At 72.8% G+C, this 15,023-nt stretch carries 16 protein-coding genes; 10 read left to right on the forward strand and 6 right to left on the reverse strand.

Features of this window, described 5'->3' with window-relative positions:
• The first annotated feature begins 105 nt into the window (after positions 1 to 105).
• Positions 106 to 372: a hypothetical protein gene (locus RMN57_RS00050; protein WP_313761238.1), complete on the forward strand. Its 267-nt coding sequence runs from the start codon at positions 106 to 108 to the stop codon at positions 370 to 372.
• 3 nt (positions 373 to 375) lie between these two features.
• Entirely contained in the window at positions 376 to 1,653 is a 1,278-nt protein-coding gene (locus RMN57_RS00055; protein WP_313761239.1) for a M14 family zinc carboxypeptidase, read from the forward strand.
• Positions 1,654 to 1,758: 105 nt separating this feature from the next.
• Here RMN57_RS00055 and RMN57_RS00060 read toward each other — a convergent pair whose 3' ends face one another.
• Entirely contained in the window at positions 1,759 to 2,283 is a 525-nt protein-coding gene (locus tag RMN57_RS00060; protein WP_313761240.1) for a hypothetical protein, read from the reverse strand.
• Positions 2,284 to 2,576: 293 nt separating this feature from the next.
• Between RMN57_RS00060 and RMN57_RS00065 the strand changes: the two genes are divergently transcribed.
• Positions 2,577 to 3,737 (forward strand): hypothetical protein, encoded by a 1,161-nt coding sequence (locus tag RMN57_RS00065; RefSeq protein ID WP_313761241.1) that lies wholly within the window; start codon positions 2,577 to 2,579, stop codon positions 3,735 to 3,737.
• Positions 3,738 to 3,915: 178 nt separating this feature from the next.
• On the opposite strand, the gene RMN57_RS00070 is transcribed toward RMN57_RS00065, so the two are convergent.
• Positions 3,916 to 4,356 (reverse strand): hypothetical protein, encoded by a 441-nt coding sequence (locus RMN57_RS00070; RefSeq protein ID WP_313761242.1) that lies wholly within the window; start codon positions 4,354 to 4,356, stop codon positions 3,916 to 3,918.
• Between the two features lie 226 nt (positions 4,357 to 4,582).
• Here RMN57_RS00070 and RMN57_RS00075 point away from each other — a divergent pair, with 226 nt between their 5' ends.
• Positions 4,583 to 4,822, forward strand: a complete 240-nt coding sequence (locus RMN57_RS00075; protein WP_313761243.1) for a hypothetical protein — start codon at positions 4,583 to 4,585, stop codon at positions 4,820 to 4,822.
• Entirely contained in the window at positions 4,819 to 5,145 is a 327-nt protein-coding gene (locus RMN57_RS00080) for a type II toxin-antitoxin system PemK/MazF family toxin (RefSeq protein WP_313761244.1), read from the forward strand. Before RMN57_RS00075 ends, RMN57_RS00080 begins: the two co-directional genes overlap by 4 nt.
• A 132-nt stretch (positions 5,146 to 5,277) precedes the next feature.
• Here RMN57_RS00080 and RMN57_RS00085 read toward each other — a convergent pair whose 3' ends face one another.
• Positions 5,278 to 7,587: a family 20 glycosylhydrolase gene (locus RMN57_RS00085; protein ID WP_313761245.1), complete on the reverse strand. Its 2,310-nt coding sequence runs from the start codon at positions 7,585 to 7,587 to the stop codon at positions 5,278 to 5,280.
• Positions 7,588 to 7,860: 273 nt separating this feature from the next.
• On the opposite strand from RMN57_RS00085, the gene RMN57_RS00090 reads away from it, so the two are divergent.
• Together RMN57_RS00090 and RMN57_RS00095 are read left to right on the forward strand one after the other, a co-directional pair.
• Positions 7,861 to 8,424, forward strand: a complete 564-nt coding sequence (locus tag RMN57_RS00090) for a YbaK/EbsC family protein (RefSeq protein WP_313761246.1) — start codon at positions 7,861 to 7,863, stop codon at positions 8,422 to 8,424.
• A gap of 70 nt (positions 8,425 to 8,494) precedes the next feature.
• On the forward strand, positions 8,495 to 9,217 hold the full coding sequence (locus tag RMN57_RS00095; RefSeq protein WP_313761247.1) for an NUDIX hydrolase: 723 nt from the start codon (positions 8,495 to 8,497) through the stop codon (positions 9,215 to 9,217).
• 32 nt (positions 9,218 to 9,249) lie between these two features.
• Here RMN57_RS00095 and RMN57_RS00100 read toward each other — a convergent pair whose 3' ends face one another.
• On the reverse strand, positions 9,250 to 10,959 hold the full coding sequence (locus tag RMN57_RS00100; protein WP_313761248.1) for a SulP family inorganic anion transporter: 1,710 nt from the start codon (positions 10,957 to 10,959) through the stop codon (positions 9,250 to 9,252).
• A 17-nt stretch (positions 10,960 to 10,976) separates the two neighbouring features.
• Positions 10,977 to 11,645, reverse strand: a complete 669-nt coding sequence (locus tag RMN57_RS00105; protein ID WP_313761249.1) for a GAP family protein — start codon at positions 11,643 to 11,645, stop codon at positions 10,977 to 10,979.
• Between the two features lie 263 nt (positions 11,646 to 11,908).
• On the opposite strand from RMN57_RS00105, the gene RMN57_RS00110 reads away from it, so the two are divergent.
• Positions 11,909 to 13,474 carry a DUF1254 domain-containing protein gene (locus RMN57_RS00110; RefSeq protein WP_313761250.1) on the forward strand — a complete coding sequence of 522 codons (1,566 nt, stop codon included), beginning with the start codon at positions 11,909 to 11,911 and terminating at the stop codon, positions 13,472 to 13,474.
• Positions 13,475 to 13,552: 78 nt separating this feature from the next.
• Here RMN57_RS00110 and RMN57_RS00115 read toward each other — a convergent pair whose 3' ends face one another.
• The gene (locus tag RMN57_RS00115; protein ID WP_313761251.1) at positions 13,553 to 13,888 is read right to left on the reverse strand and encodes a hypothetical protein; all 336 of its coding nucleotides are present in this window, start codon (positions 13,886 to 13,888) and stop codon (positions 13,553 to 13,555) included.
• Between the two features lie 476 nt (positions 13,889 to 14,364).
• Between RMN57_RS00115 and RMN57_RS00120 the strand changes: the two genes are divergently transcribed.
• Together RMN57_RS00120 and RMN57_RS00125 are read left to right on the forward strand one after the other, a co-directional pair.
• On the forward strand, positions 14,365 to 14,655 hold the full coding sequence (locus tag RMN57_RS00120) for a plasmid mobilization protein (protein ID WP_313761252.1): 291 nt from the start codon (positions 14,365 to 14,367) through the stop codon (positions 14,653 to 14,655).
• Positions 14,652 to 15,023, forward strand: coding sequence for a fic family toxin-antitoxin system, toxin component (locus tag RMN57_RS00125; protein WP_313761253.1), 372 nt, complete (start codon positions 14,652 to 14,654; stop codon positions 15,021 to 15,023). The genes RMN57_RS00120 and RMN57_RS00125 overlap by 4 nt, the downstream gene beginning before the upstream one ends.

The following is a 15,023-nucleotide window of genomic DNA, read 5'->3' on the forward strand; positions in this document are numbered from 1 at the left end:
CGGTCGGCCGGGCCCGGAAGCGGCGCCGGACGCGGCGGGCAGGCCCGGTCCCGCGCTCACGCACCGCAGCCGCCGAGCGGGACCGCCGGCAAGGTGGTGAGTGCCGTGAGCCTGGTTCAGATCGAAGGCTCCGAGGAGGTCCTGCGTGCCGTGCAGCTCCTGCCGGAGCTCCACATGGTGCGGTCGAGCTTGGAAACCCGGCCCGACGACCAGTACAAAGTCGCGGCGTACGCGTCCGACCAGGCCGTCGAGGCCGCGATTGCAGAGGGTGCCCGGGTGACGGTGCTGCTCTCCTCGGAGAGCGCCGCCGACCAGCACGCCCGGATGTCGGCCGTGATCGGCCGAGGCTACGCCGAGCGCGGGGAGGTGTGAGCGATGCCCCCGCCCTATTCCACACCCACCGTCCCGCAGACACCGGCCCAGATCGAGGCGGCGCTCGCCGACCTCGCGGCCACCTTCCCCTCCCTGTGCACGCTCGGTGAGTTCCCGAACCGCAGCGTCGAGAACCGGGAGATCCACTTCGTCCGCATCGCCAACGCACCGCAGAACGGCCGTCCGGCCGTGGTGCTGACCGGTGGTGTCCACGCACGCGAGTCCGCGCCGCCGGACGCCCTGGTCCACTTCGCGCAGAACATCCTGGTGAGCCGCACCACCGGCGCCGACATCGTCTTCCCCGCGATGTCCTGCCGACCGCTCCCGGCCGGGCCGACGGTCAACTACCCTCCGTTCACCGTCCCGGCGACCGAGGTGGAGCGGATCCTGAACGGTGTCGACCTCTACGTCGCGCCGTTGATCAACCCCGACGGGCGGCTGTTCGACCAGTTGCACCCGCCGACCGACCCGATCCGCGCCGGCTGGCGCAAGAACCGGCGGCCCCACCCCAACCCGGCCAAGGTCGGCGTGGACATCAACCGCAACCACGACATCGCCTGGAAGTTCGAGGACTACTACAACATGGCGGTCTACCTGGCCTTCTACCGGGACGGCCCCGCCTCCACGAACAGCCGGGACGAAACCTACCGGGGACCGTCCGCGGCCTCCGAACCGGAGACCTCCAACGTGCAGTGGCTCATCGACGACACCAGGGCCACGTACTTCGTCGACGTCCACCAGTTCGGCCGCAAGGTCCTGCTCTGCTGGGGCATCGAGGACAACGGCAGTGACCCGACCATGACCTTCTCCTCCCCCGCCTGGACGGGCAAGCGTGACGGCCTCCGGCCAGGCAGCCCGGGTCTGCCGACGGACCGCCCCAACTACAGCGAGTTCGTCAGCGACTCCCCGCCGCACTTCGTACGCAAGACCCTCGGCACCATCGCCGGCGAGATGCGCGACGCCATCCTGCGCAGCGCAGGCGTGGACCCGACCGTCGGCACCGCGAACCCCCGGCGCATCCACTCCACCTACGACGTCGGCCAGAGCGCCTCGTTGTACCACCCGCTGGGCGGCCCGGTCACCGGCACCACCGACGACTACGCCTTCCGCCGCCAGTTCGACGACCCGACCAGGGCGCCGGTCTTCGCCTTCACCATCGAGACCGGGCACGAGGAGGAGTCCGGATTCCACCCCGAGTACGGCAGCCCGCCCGGGCATTACGCCAAGATCGAACGGGAGGTGCACGCGGCGCTGACGGCCCTCTGTTCCTTCGCGGCATGACGCGCCGGTGCTCCACGAGCACTGCCAAGCCGCCGCCGCGGCCCCTTCGAGCCGTGGGGGATCGGACCCTGCCGACCGGGAGGAGGAGTCTGCGCGGTCACACCGCTAGAACTCCCCGGCCACCCCCAGGTCGCGCCGCATCGCATGCCTCATGGTCTTGATCAACCCCCACAGCTCGTGCTGTGCCTCGGCGGCGGATCGCAGGCTCTCACCGGGCCTCGCGTCGCCCTGCTCCAGGCGTTTGACCATCCCGTACACCCGCGTGAGGGCCTGGTTCGCCGTGTCGCCCGGGGCGATCACGGCGTCGGGTGCGACCATCAGAGCCTCGGACCAGTGGTTGCGGTGCGCTTCCTTGGCCTCATCCAGTGCCCGGACGTCGTCCTCACCCGGCGTCCGGTCCCGGAGCACGTGCAGGTGGCGGTTGAGGGCGGTCGCGAACTGCCGCGCGTCGCGGTACAGCCGGGTGTAACACCCGCGCCGCAGGGCGAGGTTCTCGCGGGTCTCCTGAAAGGCCTGGCCGAGCTCCAACTCGCGCCGCTTGGCTCGTTCGGCGCCGCGCTGGGTGAGCAGCGCCGCCCCCAGAGTCCCCGCCACACCCGTCACCGCAATCGCCACTGCTGCTATGTCCACCCGGTCACCCTAGACGCGGCGGCCGCCGGGCGGGTCGTGTCCGGACGGACGGACGTCCCCGCCCCTACCGTGCCGACCTGGTTGACGCCCAGTCACGATCGCCATGTGTCAACCGAAGTGCGCGCGACGACGGCGTCCGCGCCCGAAGCAGCCGATCCGATCAGGGCTCGATCACGGGTACGCCGACGAGCCGCCGCGCGGGAGCATTATCCGACCCGGTCCTTCCCGGACCGCCACCAGGGCGTCCGCCGGCCCGGCCGTGGTGTCACGGTTGCCTGCTAGCGTCCTTCGCCATGACCGACCACCGTGCCCTCCGGATCCTGCGCGAGAACCCTGAGCTCGCCCAGCTCGCAGCCTACCCGTTCAACCTGGACCTCGACCGGACCGATCACGTCGAGCCCGTCCGGCTGGCCTCCGGGGGGCCGCTCACGGCCGTCGCCGGCGACGACACCGGCGGCACCTACTTCCGCTGCCCCGACGGCGCGATCCTCTACGCCGGGTCCGAGGGCGAAGCCGGCCTGATCGCCGACAGCCTGGACGAGGCACTGGAAACACTGATCGGCCTCCCCTGCTGGCACGACCACGTCCTCCTCGACCCCGACGCCACCGACGCCGAGCTGGCCACCGAGGTCGCCGAATCCGAGGAGGAGCTCGCCGAGTACTACGGCCCCGACCTCGATGCCGACCGCGACACCCTGCTCACCGCCCTCGGCCTGCGCCGCATCCCGCCCGCCGAACTGGTCCGCCGGCTTCACCGCGCCCTGCGACGCACGGAACCCGAGCACCTCCTGCTGAACGCCGAGGAGCTCAACGCCTACACCCCCCTCGCCCGACGCTCGCACCTCCGCCTCCGCGAGACCGTCCTCGCCCCCGGGCAGGCCGACCTCGCCCTGCTCCGCGCCCGTCCCGCCGGCCACGTCGACGGCACCGAGGCGACCGCCGACCCCGCCCGCCGCGCCACCACGCTGCGCGCCGCCCAGTACGACCGCCGCCCCACCGACCTGCCCCTGCTACGCCAACTGCTGCTCGCCGAGGCACAGTTCGGTCCCACCGAGGAACTCCGGCTCGCCGCCGTCCTGGTCGGCCGGTACGGCGATCCCGCCGATCACCGTCTACTGAGCTCCCTGCGCACGCAGCACCCCGACATCCGTGGACTGCTCGGCGGCTTCCCCGATCACCCCGAACAACTCCACACCTGGGCAGCCGCCTTCGACGACTCGAACCACGGCCAGGACCCCGAGGACGAACCCGCCCTCACCTGGGCCCGGCTCGCCCGCCGCCAGGGCCGCACCGAGCTCGCCCGCTGCGCCCTGATCCGCCTCCTCGACGACGTCGGCCCCCGCGACGAGGACGTTCTCCCCCTCCTCGCCCACGAACTCGCCCTTCTCGGTGACCACCCCCAGGCCGCCCGCGCCCGGCAGCAGGCTCAGCGGGTCGGGGGCAGGTCCTCGTGACCGGTTCTCCAGGCGACCCGTGGTGGTCCCGACAGGGGGAGTCCGCCCCCTGACGGGATGTCGGTCGGAGCCCCCCGGCCCGGGGCCGCCGCCCGCCGGAACGGCGAAGCCCTCGCACAGCGTGCGAGGGCTTCAGCACCGTGGGCTCCGGGCCCCCAGGGCTCCGAAGCCGGTCGGGTCAGTGCGCGTTGGTGTAGAGGTAGCCGCCCGTGTCCCAGTTGTAGACGGCGAGCTTGATCGTCTTACCGGCATCGGAGCGGCCCGTGTCGACCGCTCCCCAGTAGCCGTTGTGCTCGTCGATGGTGGCGGGAACCCCGGCCCAGTCCCAGCCGCTGCCGTTCCAGGTGAGGATCCACAGGTTCTGGCCGTAGTGGGAGGTGTTGAGGAACGCGTCGACGTACTCGTGGCCGTCGCTCCCCCAGTACACGTTCATCTGCGCGTACTCGCCGCTGGCGCTGACCGCGTCACACCAGTGGTAGTAGTCGGTCGCACAGGCTACCCGGGAGTCGATCTGCCGCGGGGCGGCCGAGGCCGGCGCAGCGGCGGTGAGGGTGGCGCCGACGAGTGCCGCGCCCGCCGCGAGGACGGTCAGCGCCGTGCGGGTCTTGAGGATGGACATGGCTGCTTCTCCTGTCAGGGTGCAGTGGCCGCTCGGTGGTGGTGCCGGAGGACAAGGAGAGCAGCCGGAGCCGGCCGGTGGGGCTGTCAAGGGGGCGCCGGTGGCGGCTTTGTCCGGCGCAGGGCGGGTCGGAGGCCGGCTGCCGCGTCTTGACGGCCGGCAGGCCCGCAGCGAATCCCCGGGCCGCACCTGGCCGCCGGTACCGGATGAGGGTACCGTCATGGGCATGCCAGCCTTGAATGTGTCCTTCACGGAGGCCGAGCTGACCCGGATCCGTCGAGCGGCGGCCAGTGCCGGGCTCCCGGTGAAGGGCTTCGTCCACGCCGCGGCGCTCGACCGGGCACTGGCCGTCACCCTGGAAGCCGGCTACCGGCACATGAGCCGCGCACTCGGGCGAGCGGAGGAGACGGCGCTCGCGGACCGCGCCACCTACTTCGCCGTCAGCGCCATGGAAGGAAGTCTGTGACCTCGCTGCGGCGCGGAGACGTGATCGTCGTCGGGCGCGACGGCATGGGAGGGATGTGGGTGGTCATCTCCAACGACACCCGCAACGCCGTCCTCGACACCGTCGTCGTCGCGCAGATCGGCACCGGCTCCGACCTGTGGCCGACGGCGGTGTCCATCGGCGACCACCAGCCCTGCGCAGTGGACGACGTCGCCGGCCACGTCCTGACCGACTTCGTGACGACCATCCGCCCCGGCCTCTACGACGTCGAGGTGCAGGAGCACCGGCTCGACGAACGGACGATGAACGCCGTCAGCGAGACCCTGCGACTCGCCCTGCCGTGAGCCACCGGCGAGCGCCTGATCGGGATCCGCTGCGCAGGCCGCGGCGGCGCACCCGTACCCCCACGCCTGGGACAGGAGCATGCGGCCGGCATGACCGCAACCGATCGCACCGCCGTCCGGGTGGCCCGGCGGTCAGGCGATCTGCCAGAGCTGGAGCAGGGTGCCGCCCGCGGCTTGCAGGGTGACGGGGGATCCGTCGGCGGTGGAGGCCGTGGTCAGGAGCAGGCCGTTCACCTTGTTGGCGACGGTGTACCCGCCACCGCGCGGGGTGAGCAGCCAACGCTGGCTGTCGCCGCCGCTGCAGGCGGCCTGGACGACGGCCGTGCCGGCGCCGGTGGAGCCGTCGGCGAGGCCGGCGCAGAGCCGGGACGCGCCGTTGACCATGCTGTAGCTGCCGTCGGCGTTGAGGGAGAGCTGCCACTGCTGGTTGGGGCCGCCGTGCGTGGCCCAGGTGATCAGCCGGGTGCCCGGAACGGTGCTGGAGGCGGGGTCGTCGAAGGCCTTGCCCGCGGTGGAGAGGATGTGGGTGCCGGCGAGCCCGCCGGGGGCGTACGCCTCCACCTCGTACAGGGAGTAGCCCCAGGAGGTGCCGCGCTGGGTGCCGTAGATGCGCAGGTAGCGGCCGGAGTCGTGGAGGCCGGTGAGGTCCTGGACGCCGCCGGTGCCGGCGGTGGTGGAGTGGACGGTGCGCCAGGTGGCGCCGTCGTCGGAGAGCTGGATCTGGAACGCCCTCCCGTACGCCGTCTCCCAGCGCAGGACGACGCGCCCGATCGTCTGCGTGGAGCCGAGGTCGACCTGCAGCCACTGCGGGTCGCTGAAGGCGCTGGACCAGCGGGTGCCGGGGTCGCCGTCGGTGGCGGCGGCCGCCGGGAAGTCGGCGGTCTCGGTGCTGGACGCCGTGGTGGGCCGGTTCTGCGCCAGGTTGCCGGGCCATCCGGTGGCGGGCCAGGAGGGGTTGTGGCCGATCGCGGCGGTGACCGCGGTGAAGTCGGCGTAGGTGCCGACCGGCCTGGGTGATCCCCAGGTCTGCTGGGCGAGGGCCCGGAGCGGTTGGAACAGGCCGGTGGCGATCTGGTTCTCGGTCTCCGCGGTCGGGCTGTCGCACCAGACGTGGATCAGCGAGCCGGGGTTCCTGGTGCCGTCGGTGACGGTGTTCCCGCCCTGGTAGAGGTCCGGGGTCCAGGACTCGTACATCCACCTGGTGTCCGGCTTCGCGCCGCCGAGCACGTAGTAGGTCGGGGTCCAGGACTCGTTGGCGACGACGTGCCCGGCGTCCACCAGCTGCTGCGGGGTCAGCCCGTAGTCGTACCAGAACTCGACCAGGATGTCGGCGTTGGGCGTGATCGTGCCGTCGCCGGACTTGATGCCGTCGTTCCACATCCGGGTGGTCTTGCCGCGTGCCCGGACCAGCGAGTCGGCCCAGTTGACGTACCCGTAGTAGGCGTCCTTGGCGGTGGCGTCGGCGCCGTAGGCGGCGCGGGCGTAGCTGAGCAGCTGCGGGTACTGGTTGTAGTCGGAGACGTACTCGTCGGCGCCGATGTGCCAGTACGGCGCGGGGAAGAGCGGCAGGTACTCGTCGATCAGGTCCTTGATCAGGGTGTACGTGCCGGGCAGCGAGAGGTCGATGAAGTCGGAGCTGGCGCTGCCCGAGCTGTTCCTGAGCTTCAGTTCGGGGTGGGCGGCGAGGATCGGGTTCATGTGCCCGGGCGTGTCGATCTCCGGGACGATGGCGACGTGGTACTTCTGCCCGAGCGCCACCAGGTCGGCGATGTCCTGCTTGCTGTAGTGGTCGGCGGAGACGATCTCCGGGTGGGTGGCGGACTCCAGCCGGAAGCCGAAGGTGTCGGAGAGGTGGAAGTGGAAGTAGTTGAGCTTGAGGTAGGCCAGCTCCTTGATGTGCTGCTTCACCCAGTCGACCGTGAAGAACTTCCGTCCCTGGTCGATCATCAGGCCGCGTTCCGGCTTCGACGGCCAGTCCACCGCCGTGCCGGCCGCCACCGTCGCCGACTGGTGCAGGAGTTGGAGCACCGTCCGGGTGCCGTTGAACGCGCCGGTGTCGGTGGCCGCGGCGAGGGTGAGGGACTGGCCGACGGTCATCCGGTAGCCCCCGGCGGGCACGGAGGGGTCGCCGAGGGTGAGCGCGATGTCCCCGGCTCGCGCGGCGCCCGTCGCGACGGTGACGCTGCGCCCGGTCAGCGCGCCCAGGTCGTCGGCGAAGGTGGCCGCCTCGTCGGAGAGTTGGGCGGTGTGCGCGGGGTTGACGACGATCCGGCTCGTCGCGGTGAAGGTGTAGTTGCCGGTGCCGGCGGACCACTGGCGCAGCGCCGGGACGACGTTGGGGGCGCCGGACGCCGCTTGGGCGTCCGTCGGGGCGGTCACGGGTGTGAGGAACAGAGTTGCCATCAGGTAGACGACGACGGCGACGAGCCGGAGTGCGCGCATGTGATCACCACTCGTGCGAGGTGTGGGAGAGCGAGGACTGGCCTGAGCCATTGGCCATTTCTGCGTGCTTCATCAGCGCATCGAGCATGATTGAGCAGAACTGCTCGACGCGCAAGACCCCCGGATCCATCACGACGGCGGAACCGGCCACAGCTGTCGGTGGGCGGCGGCCCGACGGCGGCGGCCCGACGTCACCCACCGCGTCTCCGAACCCACGTTCCGACCGCGGTCGCCGGCTCCGGGCCTCCGGTCGCCTGCAGTACAGTCCGCACCATGAGCGAGCACCTGCACCCTCCGTTCGGGAACTTCACGACCGTCCACGCGGCGCTCGACGTCTGCGACGACCTCGCCGGCCCCGTTGCCGACGCCCTGAAGACCTGGGACGCGCGGGAGGCGGCCGAGTCCGTGCTCTACGTGGACACCGAGCCCGACAAGGCCGACACCGCCGTCTTCGCGGAGGCCTACGACGTGCCGCTGGAGCTCTCCGCGAACTGCGTGGTGGTGGCCGCCAAGCGCGGCGGGGACGTCACCCTCGCCGCCTGCCTCGTGCGGGCCGACACCCGCCTGGACGTCAACACGGCCGTCCGCAAGCACCTGGGCGCGCGCAAGGCCTCCTTCGCACCCATGGACGTCGCCGTCGCGGAGACCGGGATGGAGTACGGCGGCATCACCGCCGTCGGCCTGCCGAGCGGCTGGGCGCTGCTGGTCGACGAGGCGGTGGTCGCCGCCCCGCACGTCCTGATCGGCAGCGGGAAGCGCCGGGGCAAGCTGATCCTCCCCGGCTCGGCGGTGGCCCGGCTCCCCCGCGCCGAGGTCCTGCCCGGCCTCGGCGTCTGATCGGCAACCCGCCGGCGCCGCACGAGTGTCGTGCGGCACGGCCGGCGGTCGCTGCCGGGATCATGAACGGATGCGTGAACCGCTGCCGCCGCCGACCCGTTCCGAAGTCCTGGACGTGCGCGAGCTGGTCCTGGTCGAGGCTCCCCCGCTGCGGCTGTCGGCCGGGGAGCGCGCGGCCAGGGACCGTGCCTGGGAGCAGGCCGTCCGCAGGAACCCGGCGCTGTTCGACGGGCCGGTCGTGGCGTGCACCGGTGTCTCGTGGGACGGACCCGGCCGGCTGGCGGTCTCCTGGACCCGCGCGACCTACCGCCACTACGCGCTGCGGGCCGTGCCAAGCGTGACGGTCTCCACCGCTTCGCTGTCCGTCAGCGTCCTCCAGCCCACCGCGGACCGGCGGCTGCTGGTCGGCCGGATGTCCTCGGCGACGGCCACGCCCGGCCGGTGGCAGCCACCGGGCGGCTCCGTCGAACCGCGCCCGGACGACCGGCCGTTGGACCTCGCCGACCTGCGGCGGGAGGCGGCCCGCGAACTGGCCGAGGAGACCGGGGTCCGCGCGGTACCCGGGGAGCTGACGCTGTGGGCGGCCACCCGCGGGCCGTACGGGAGCATCGGTGTGCTCTTCCTCGCGCCCGCGTTGCCGCAGGCGCTGCTCTGCGAACGGTTCGAGGCGCTGCCGCCGGAGCGGGAGCTCGTCGAGATCGCGTTCGTCGGTTCACCCGCCGAGCTGGCCCGGCTGGCCGGCCCCCACGCGGACTACCTGGACGCGGCCCTGCACCGTTACGCGTCACGGTAGGAGACCCACCGGCACGCCGCGCCGCCACCCGCTCACACCTGCGGGTTGTCCGTCCCCCGTTCCGCGATCCAGACGCGGGCCTCGGTGTGGGCGCGGTCGAGCGGTGCGAGCAGGGGGCCTCCGGCGGGGGTGATGGCGTCGGCGCCGAGGTGGTCGGCGAGGCCGGTGCGGCGCAGCACGGCGGCGAACGGCGGCTGGACGCCGGCGAGGACGAGGCGCCCGCCCTCGCGGTGGAGGTCGTCCGTGTAGCGGCGGAGGGCCTTGAGGATGGCGGAGGACGGGATGTCGGGAGCGGTGCGGACCACGAGGACCAGGACGGCGTTGCGGGCACCGGTGACGTCCGGCAGGTCGGTGCGCAGCGCGGGGAGTTCGGCGAAGAAGCTGGTGCCCTCGTAGTCCAGGACGGTGACCTCCCCGGGCGGCAGCCGTTCGGGGACGGGCGCGGTGTACCAGCGCCCGTGCGCGTCCCGGGTCAGCGCGGTGAAGTGGGCCCGACGGGCGGCCTGGACGCAGTACAGCAGGAGCGAGAACACCGCGCCGAGGATGATCGCCTGCTGGAGCGGGAGCTGGGTGGTGGCGACGAAGGTGGCGGCCATCGCGAGGGTGGAGAGCCGGGAGGTGCGCACGACGAGCAGGATGTCGGCCCGCTTGCCCCAGATGAGTTCGCAGCCGACGACCAGGATGAGCCCGCCGATCACCGGCATCGGGATGCGCTCGGCGAGCGAGCCGGCGACGAGGACGACCAGCGCGAGGAAGACGCCGGAGACGACACCGGCCCATCGGCTGCGGGCCCCGGCGGAGGCCGCCACGCCGGTGCGCGAGAGGGAGCCGCCGGCGGGCAGGGCCTGGAAGAGGCCGCCGCCGAGGTTGGCGACGCCCTGGGAGACGAAGTCGCCGTTGACGCTGGATCGGCTGCCGTCGGGGTTGGGCACCGAGGGGGAGATTCCGGCGGCCTGGGCGAGCGCGACCAGAGCCACCGACAGCGCGCCCGGCGCCAGGTGCGGGAGTGCGTCCCAGGCGGGCGCGGAGAAGCCGGGCAGTGCGGCCGGGATCTCGGCGATGTCGCGGACGAGTTCGACGTCGGTGCCGAGCGCGGCGACGGCCGCGCTGACCACCACCATGGCGACCAGCAGGGCCACCGGTCGGAGCCGCCGCACCGCGTGGGCCAGCGCCCAGACGGCGATCGTGGCGGCGGCGACGAGGGTGGCGGAGAGCTGCCAGTCGGGCGCGTGGAGGAGCCAGTCGGTGAGCCGGGTGAGCTTGTTGTGGCCGAGCGGCCGGTACCCGGTGGCGTCCTTGAACACACCGGTGATGATCTGCAGCGCGATGCCGGTGGAGAAGCCGACCATGACCGCGTTGGAGACGAAGCTGAGCAGTACGCCGAGGCGCAGCGCGCCCATCAGCAGCATCAGCAGGCCGACGAGCACGGTCAGTGCGGCGACGTTGCCCGCGTCGTGCGGGTCGAGACCGGCGTCGGCGAGCACGCTCTGACCGGTGAGGGCGATCGCGCTGGTGAGCGTGGTGATCATCAGGACGGTGGGCGTGGTGAGCGAGCCGAGGATGGGTGGGACCACGCCCGCATACAGCCCGGCCACCGGGTTGAACCCGCCGATCGCCGCGTAGGCCATGCCCTCGGGGATCGAGAACAGTGCGGTGACCGTGCCGGACATGAGGTCGGCGGGCTGGGGCCGGCCGAGCCTGTGGCCCAGCCCACGGAGGCGGGCGGCGGGGGTCGCGGACATCCGGGCGCTGCCCGCGGTCAGGCGAGGCCGGAGACGGCGTCGCCGATGTACTTGGTGCCGAGGACCGCCAGGACGGTGGTCATGATCGCGGAGTTGTGGGTGGCCATCCACGCCTTCCACTCCTCCAGCGTCCGGGTCACGCGGTCGCCAGCGAGCAGGTAGACGGCGAGCGGGACCAGGGTGCAGAGCGAGCCGATGACCACCATCAGCGCACCGGCCACCGTCTTGCCCGCGGCGCTCGCGCCGCTGGTGGCGATCGACACCGCGCCGCCGACCGCCAGGACGAGGTTCTTCGGGTTGGCGGCGACCAGGGCGGCTGCGAGACCGGCGGACTTGGCAGGCGTGAAGCGGTCGACCGCGCGCATCCACGTCGGCGGCGCGGCCACACGGCCGGCCCGGGGCCGGTCGTGCCACTGCCGGGCGGCGAGCACGACGAAGAGGACGCCCAGTGCGAGCTTCAGCCAGTGGGCCCAGGTGGGCTTCGCCTCGTCGGTGCCCAGTCCGCTGCCGGCCGCCACGACCGCGGCCACCACGGCGGCGAGCGTGAGCACCCAGCCGGCGGTGAAGGCGGTGCCGTTGGTCCGGCCGCGCGGTGTGGCCAGCATGAGGATCACCGCGATCAGCGGCAGCGGGCTGATCGCGATGCCGACGGCCGACGTCAGCATCGAGCCGATCGCCTCACCCACGGGCCCACCCCTTTCCCGGCTCCTCGCCACATCGGCTTTCCCGGCTCCTCGCCACATCGGCTCTCAACACCCTAGGAACACCGCCGGGTTTCGCACCTTTTGGACGGGATCGTCCGCCATTCAGAGGACTCACCCTCCGCATCGGCCCCGCTCACCCCGGGAAGGCGGCACCGGGCCGCCACCGACGCCACCGGGCGAAATGCGCCATTTGTTCTACTGACCTAGGGTCGGGACCGTATTCGGCTGCGCCGAAAGGAACCCCCGTGCCCGAGCCCGACCCCGTGCCCGCCTCCCTCGTCACCCCCGACACCGTGAAGACGACGGCCGGCACCTTCGTCTTCACCGACGGCCTGCCGACGCCCGAGACCGCGGCGGCGGTCTACGGCCGGCTGGACCGCCTGCACGCCGTCGAGGCGTACCGGGCGGGCCTGCCCGCGGTCTCGCTCTGGGCGATGCGCAGGGCGATGCTCGCCGCCGGGGTCGCCGACGGCGACGTGCTGGTCTTCTCGGAGCTGATGGACTGCCGGTCGCTGTTCCTGACGGCCAACGCCGACACCGTCTACTTCCTGACCTTCCTGGACCTCGGCGAGGGCCCGGTGGTGGTGGACGTCCCGCCCGACTGCCTGACCGTCGCCGACGACATGTGGTTCCGCTGGGTGACGGACCTGGGCCCGCCCGGGCCGGACCGGGGCGAGGGCGGCCGCTACCTCTTCGCCGGGCCCGGGTACCAGGGCCCGCTGCCCGAGGGCGGGATGTTCGTGCACCGGGTGCGGACGAACCGGGTGTGGCTCCTCGGGCGCTGCTTCCTGGAGGACGACAACCCGGCGCCGGCGGCCCGCCGGATCCGGGAGCAGCTGAAGATCACCCCGTACACGCCCGGCGGCTACGGGACGTCGGTCGGTTCCTTCCTGCTCGGCCGCTCCCCCCTCGCCCAGCCGGCCGAACCGCGCACGCCGCGCTTCGTGGAGGGCAGCGGCCTGGCGATCAACACCGTCGCACCGGTGGACGCCTCGTTCTTCACCCTCCTCGACGAGGCGGTGCAGGCCGAACCGGCCACCGCGCTCGACCCCGGGGCGGCTGCGCCGATCGCCGCGATCGGGATCGTCAAGGACGAGCCGTTCGCCCCCGACGGGTACTGGCAGGAGGTGCTGGAGGACGCCGCGGCGACCGCGAACGCGTACGTCCGTGCCGTGGCGATGCGGCCGCGCGCCGCCGAGGGCTCCGACCTCTATCCCGGCACCGGCTCCCGCTGGACGTCGCCGCCGTCCGGCGGCGGGTTCGACTTCCGGACCCCGCCACCACCGGTCACCCCCGAAGGCCGCGGGCCCTTCCCCGACCACGGGGCCGGCCGGCTCACCGCCCGCGCGTCGTTCTTCTACCTCGCCACCGGCGTCACCCCGGCGATGTGCATGAACCTGCCCCGGATCGGCTCCCAGTACCTCTGGTCCACCATGGACTCCACCGGGCTGCCGCTGGAGGGCGACCGGACGTACCGGCTGATCCTGCCGCCCGGGATCCCGGCCGAGAAGTTCTGGTCGATCACCCTCTATGACAACCAGACGCGTTCGATGCTCGCCACCGACCAGCGCTTCCCCAGGGCCGGCTCCCAGGCCTACCCGACCCCGGCCGCCGTCCCGGACAAGGACGGCTCGGTCAGCCTCTGGTTCGACCCCGTCCTCCCCGACGGGGTGCCCGAGGGCAACTGGGTGCAGACCGCGCCCGGCCGCAACTGGTTCGCGCTCCTGCGCCTCTACAGCCCGCTCCCCGCCTTCTTCGACAGGTCCTGGCGCCCCGGCGAGATCGAGCTGCAGGCCCCCGCCACGGCTTAGGGCTGTCGTGCGGACCGGCCCGGGTCCGCAGTGCCGGCCCGGCGTCCGCCCCCGGGCGCAGTGGCACCGAGGGGCGGGTCACGGGCCGCTGACGATGCGCCAGGCGACCCGCTTGCGGGCGGCGCCGCCGAGGGCGTGGTGGAGCGCGTCCTCGACCAGCGCGACCTGCTCGCGCATCCCCTTGGCCCAGGCCTGTTCCCTGACGTAGGCCTCGATGATCTCGATCGAGTCGGCACGCCGCAGCCGTCCGGCCAGGGCCGTGCGCAGGGCCTTCAGACCGGCCTGCATGGCGAGGACCTCCGCATCCAGGTGGAGGCGGAGCATGCACGCCAGCTCGACGGGGTTGCGGTGGAAGACCTCCTCGTGCCGCCAGCGCGCCGGAGCGAGATCGAACAGCCAGTTCTTGGCGGACACCTCGAACTCCGCGGAGCCGGGACGGCTGACCGCTCCGGGCCACCTGCCGCGGAGGGCCCCGGCGGGACGCCGCCGGGGAACGTTGTCGGACTCCGCCGGATGTGCCATGGGTGCACGACCCCTCTTGTTCCGTGGGACGAGGCGCGACCGGAACTCACCCGGCAGCGGCCCGCCGAAACCACCGCGTGAGCCGCTCCGGCCCCCCGGGCCCCGACGGCCGGGCGCGGCGCCGGGCCCGGAAGGCGCCCGACCGGGCGTGACGGGCGGCGCCCGCACCCAGCCGTGCCTCAGCCGCGCCCGGACCGCCGCTCTCCCGCGACGACGCCGGCCGATCCCCTCGACCGGTTCGCGTGCGATGAGTTTCACGGCGCCCCTCGCCCCTGTCAAGGCTCTGTCCGGCCCCGGCCCGCGCCCGCCGGCGGAGGAGGGTCCCGCCATGCTTGTAGCGCTTGCTACGGCTGGATACGCTACCGGGCATGAAGCAACTGAACGTGCGCCTGGACGACAGCATCCACGAGGCCCTCGAACAGCGGGCCGAGGCGGCGGGGATGAGCCTGCCGGACTACGCCCGCAAGGTGCTGGCCGAGGAGGCCGACGAGCGGCGCGAACGGTTCCTGACCGCCGCGGCGCACTTCGCCCAGGCGTGGGCGCCGGCTTTCGAGGCCGAGTTCGGCCCCTACCCGCAGGAGGCCGCCGGGCACCCGCAGGACACCGCGCGGCGCCCGCAGGAGACCACGGCCCGGACCGGAACGGCGGACGCCGCGTGATCCTGCGGATCGACCGGGCCTGGCTGCTCGACGTCGCCCACCAGTTCCTGCCCTCCGACCCGGACGTCACCGACTACGGCACCCTCGCCGCCGCGGTCGCCCGCCACGTCGACGAGGTCATGGACGTGCCCGTGTACGGCGCGCTGCACCAGCGTGCGGCCTCGCTGATGCACCAGCTCATCCGGGTACCGGCGCTGGACTCCGCCAACGAGCACTTCGCCGCCGTCGTCGCAGCCTCCTACCTCAGCGCCTCGGGCGTGATCGTCACCGCGGAGCCCAAGCAGGCCGTCGAGCTGGCCGCCCGCATCCGCGACGGGCGGGCGGACGTCCGCGAGAGCGCCGTCGCCATCCGCGGCTGGTACCGCTGA

The organism is Kitasatospora sp. CM 4170, assembly GCF_032110285.1.
Lineage (GTDB): Bacteria > Actinomycetota > Actinomycetes > Streptomycetales > Streptomycetaceae > Kitasatospora > Kitasatospora aburaviensis.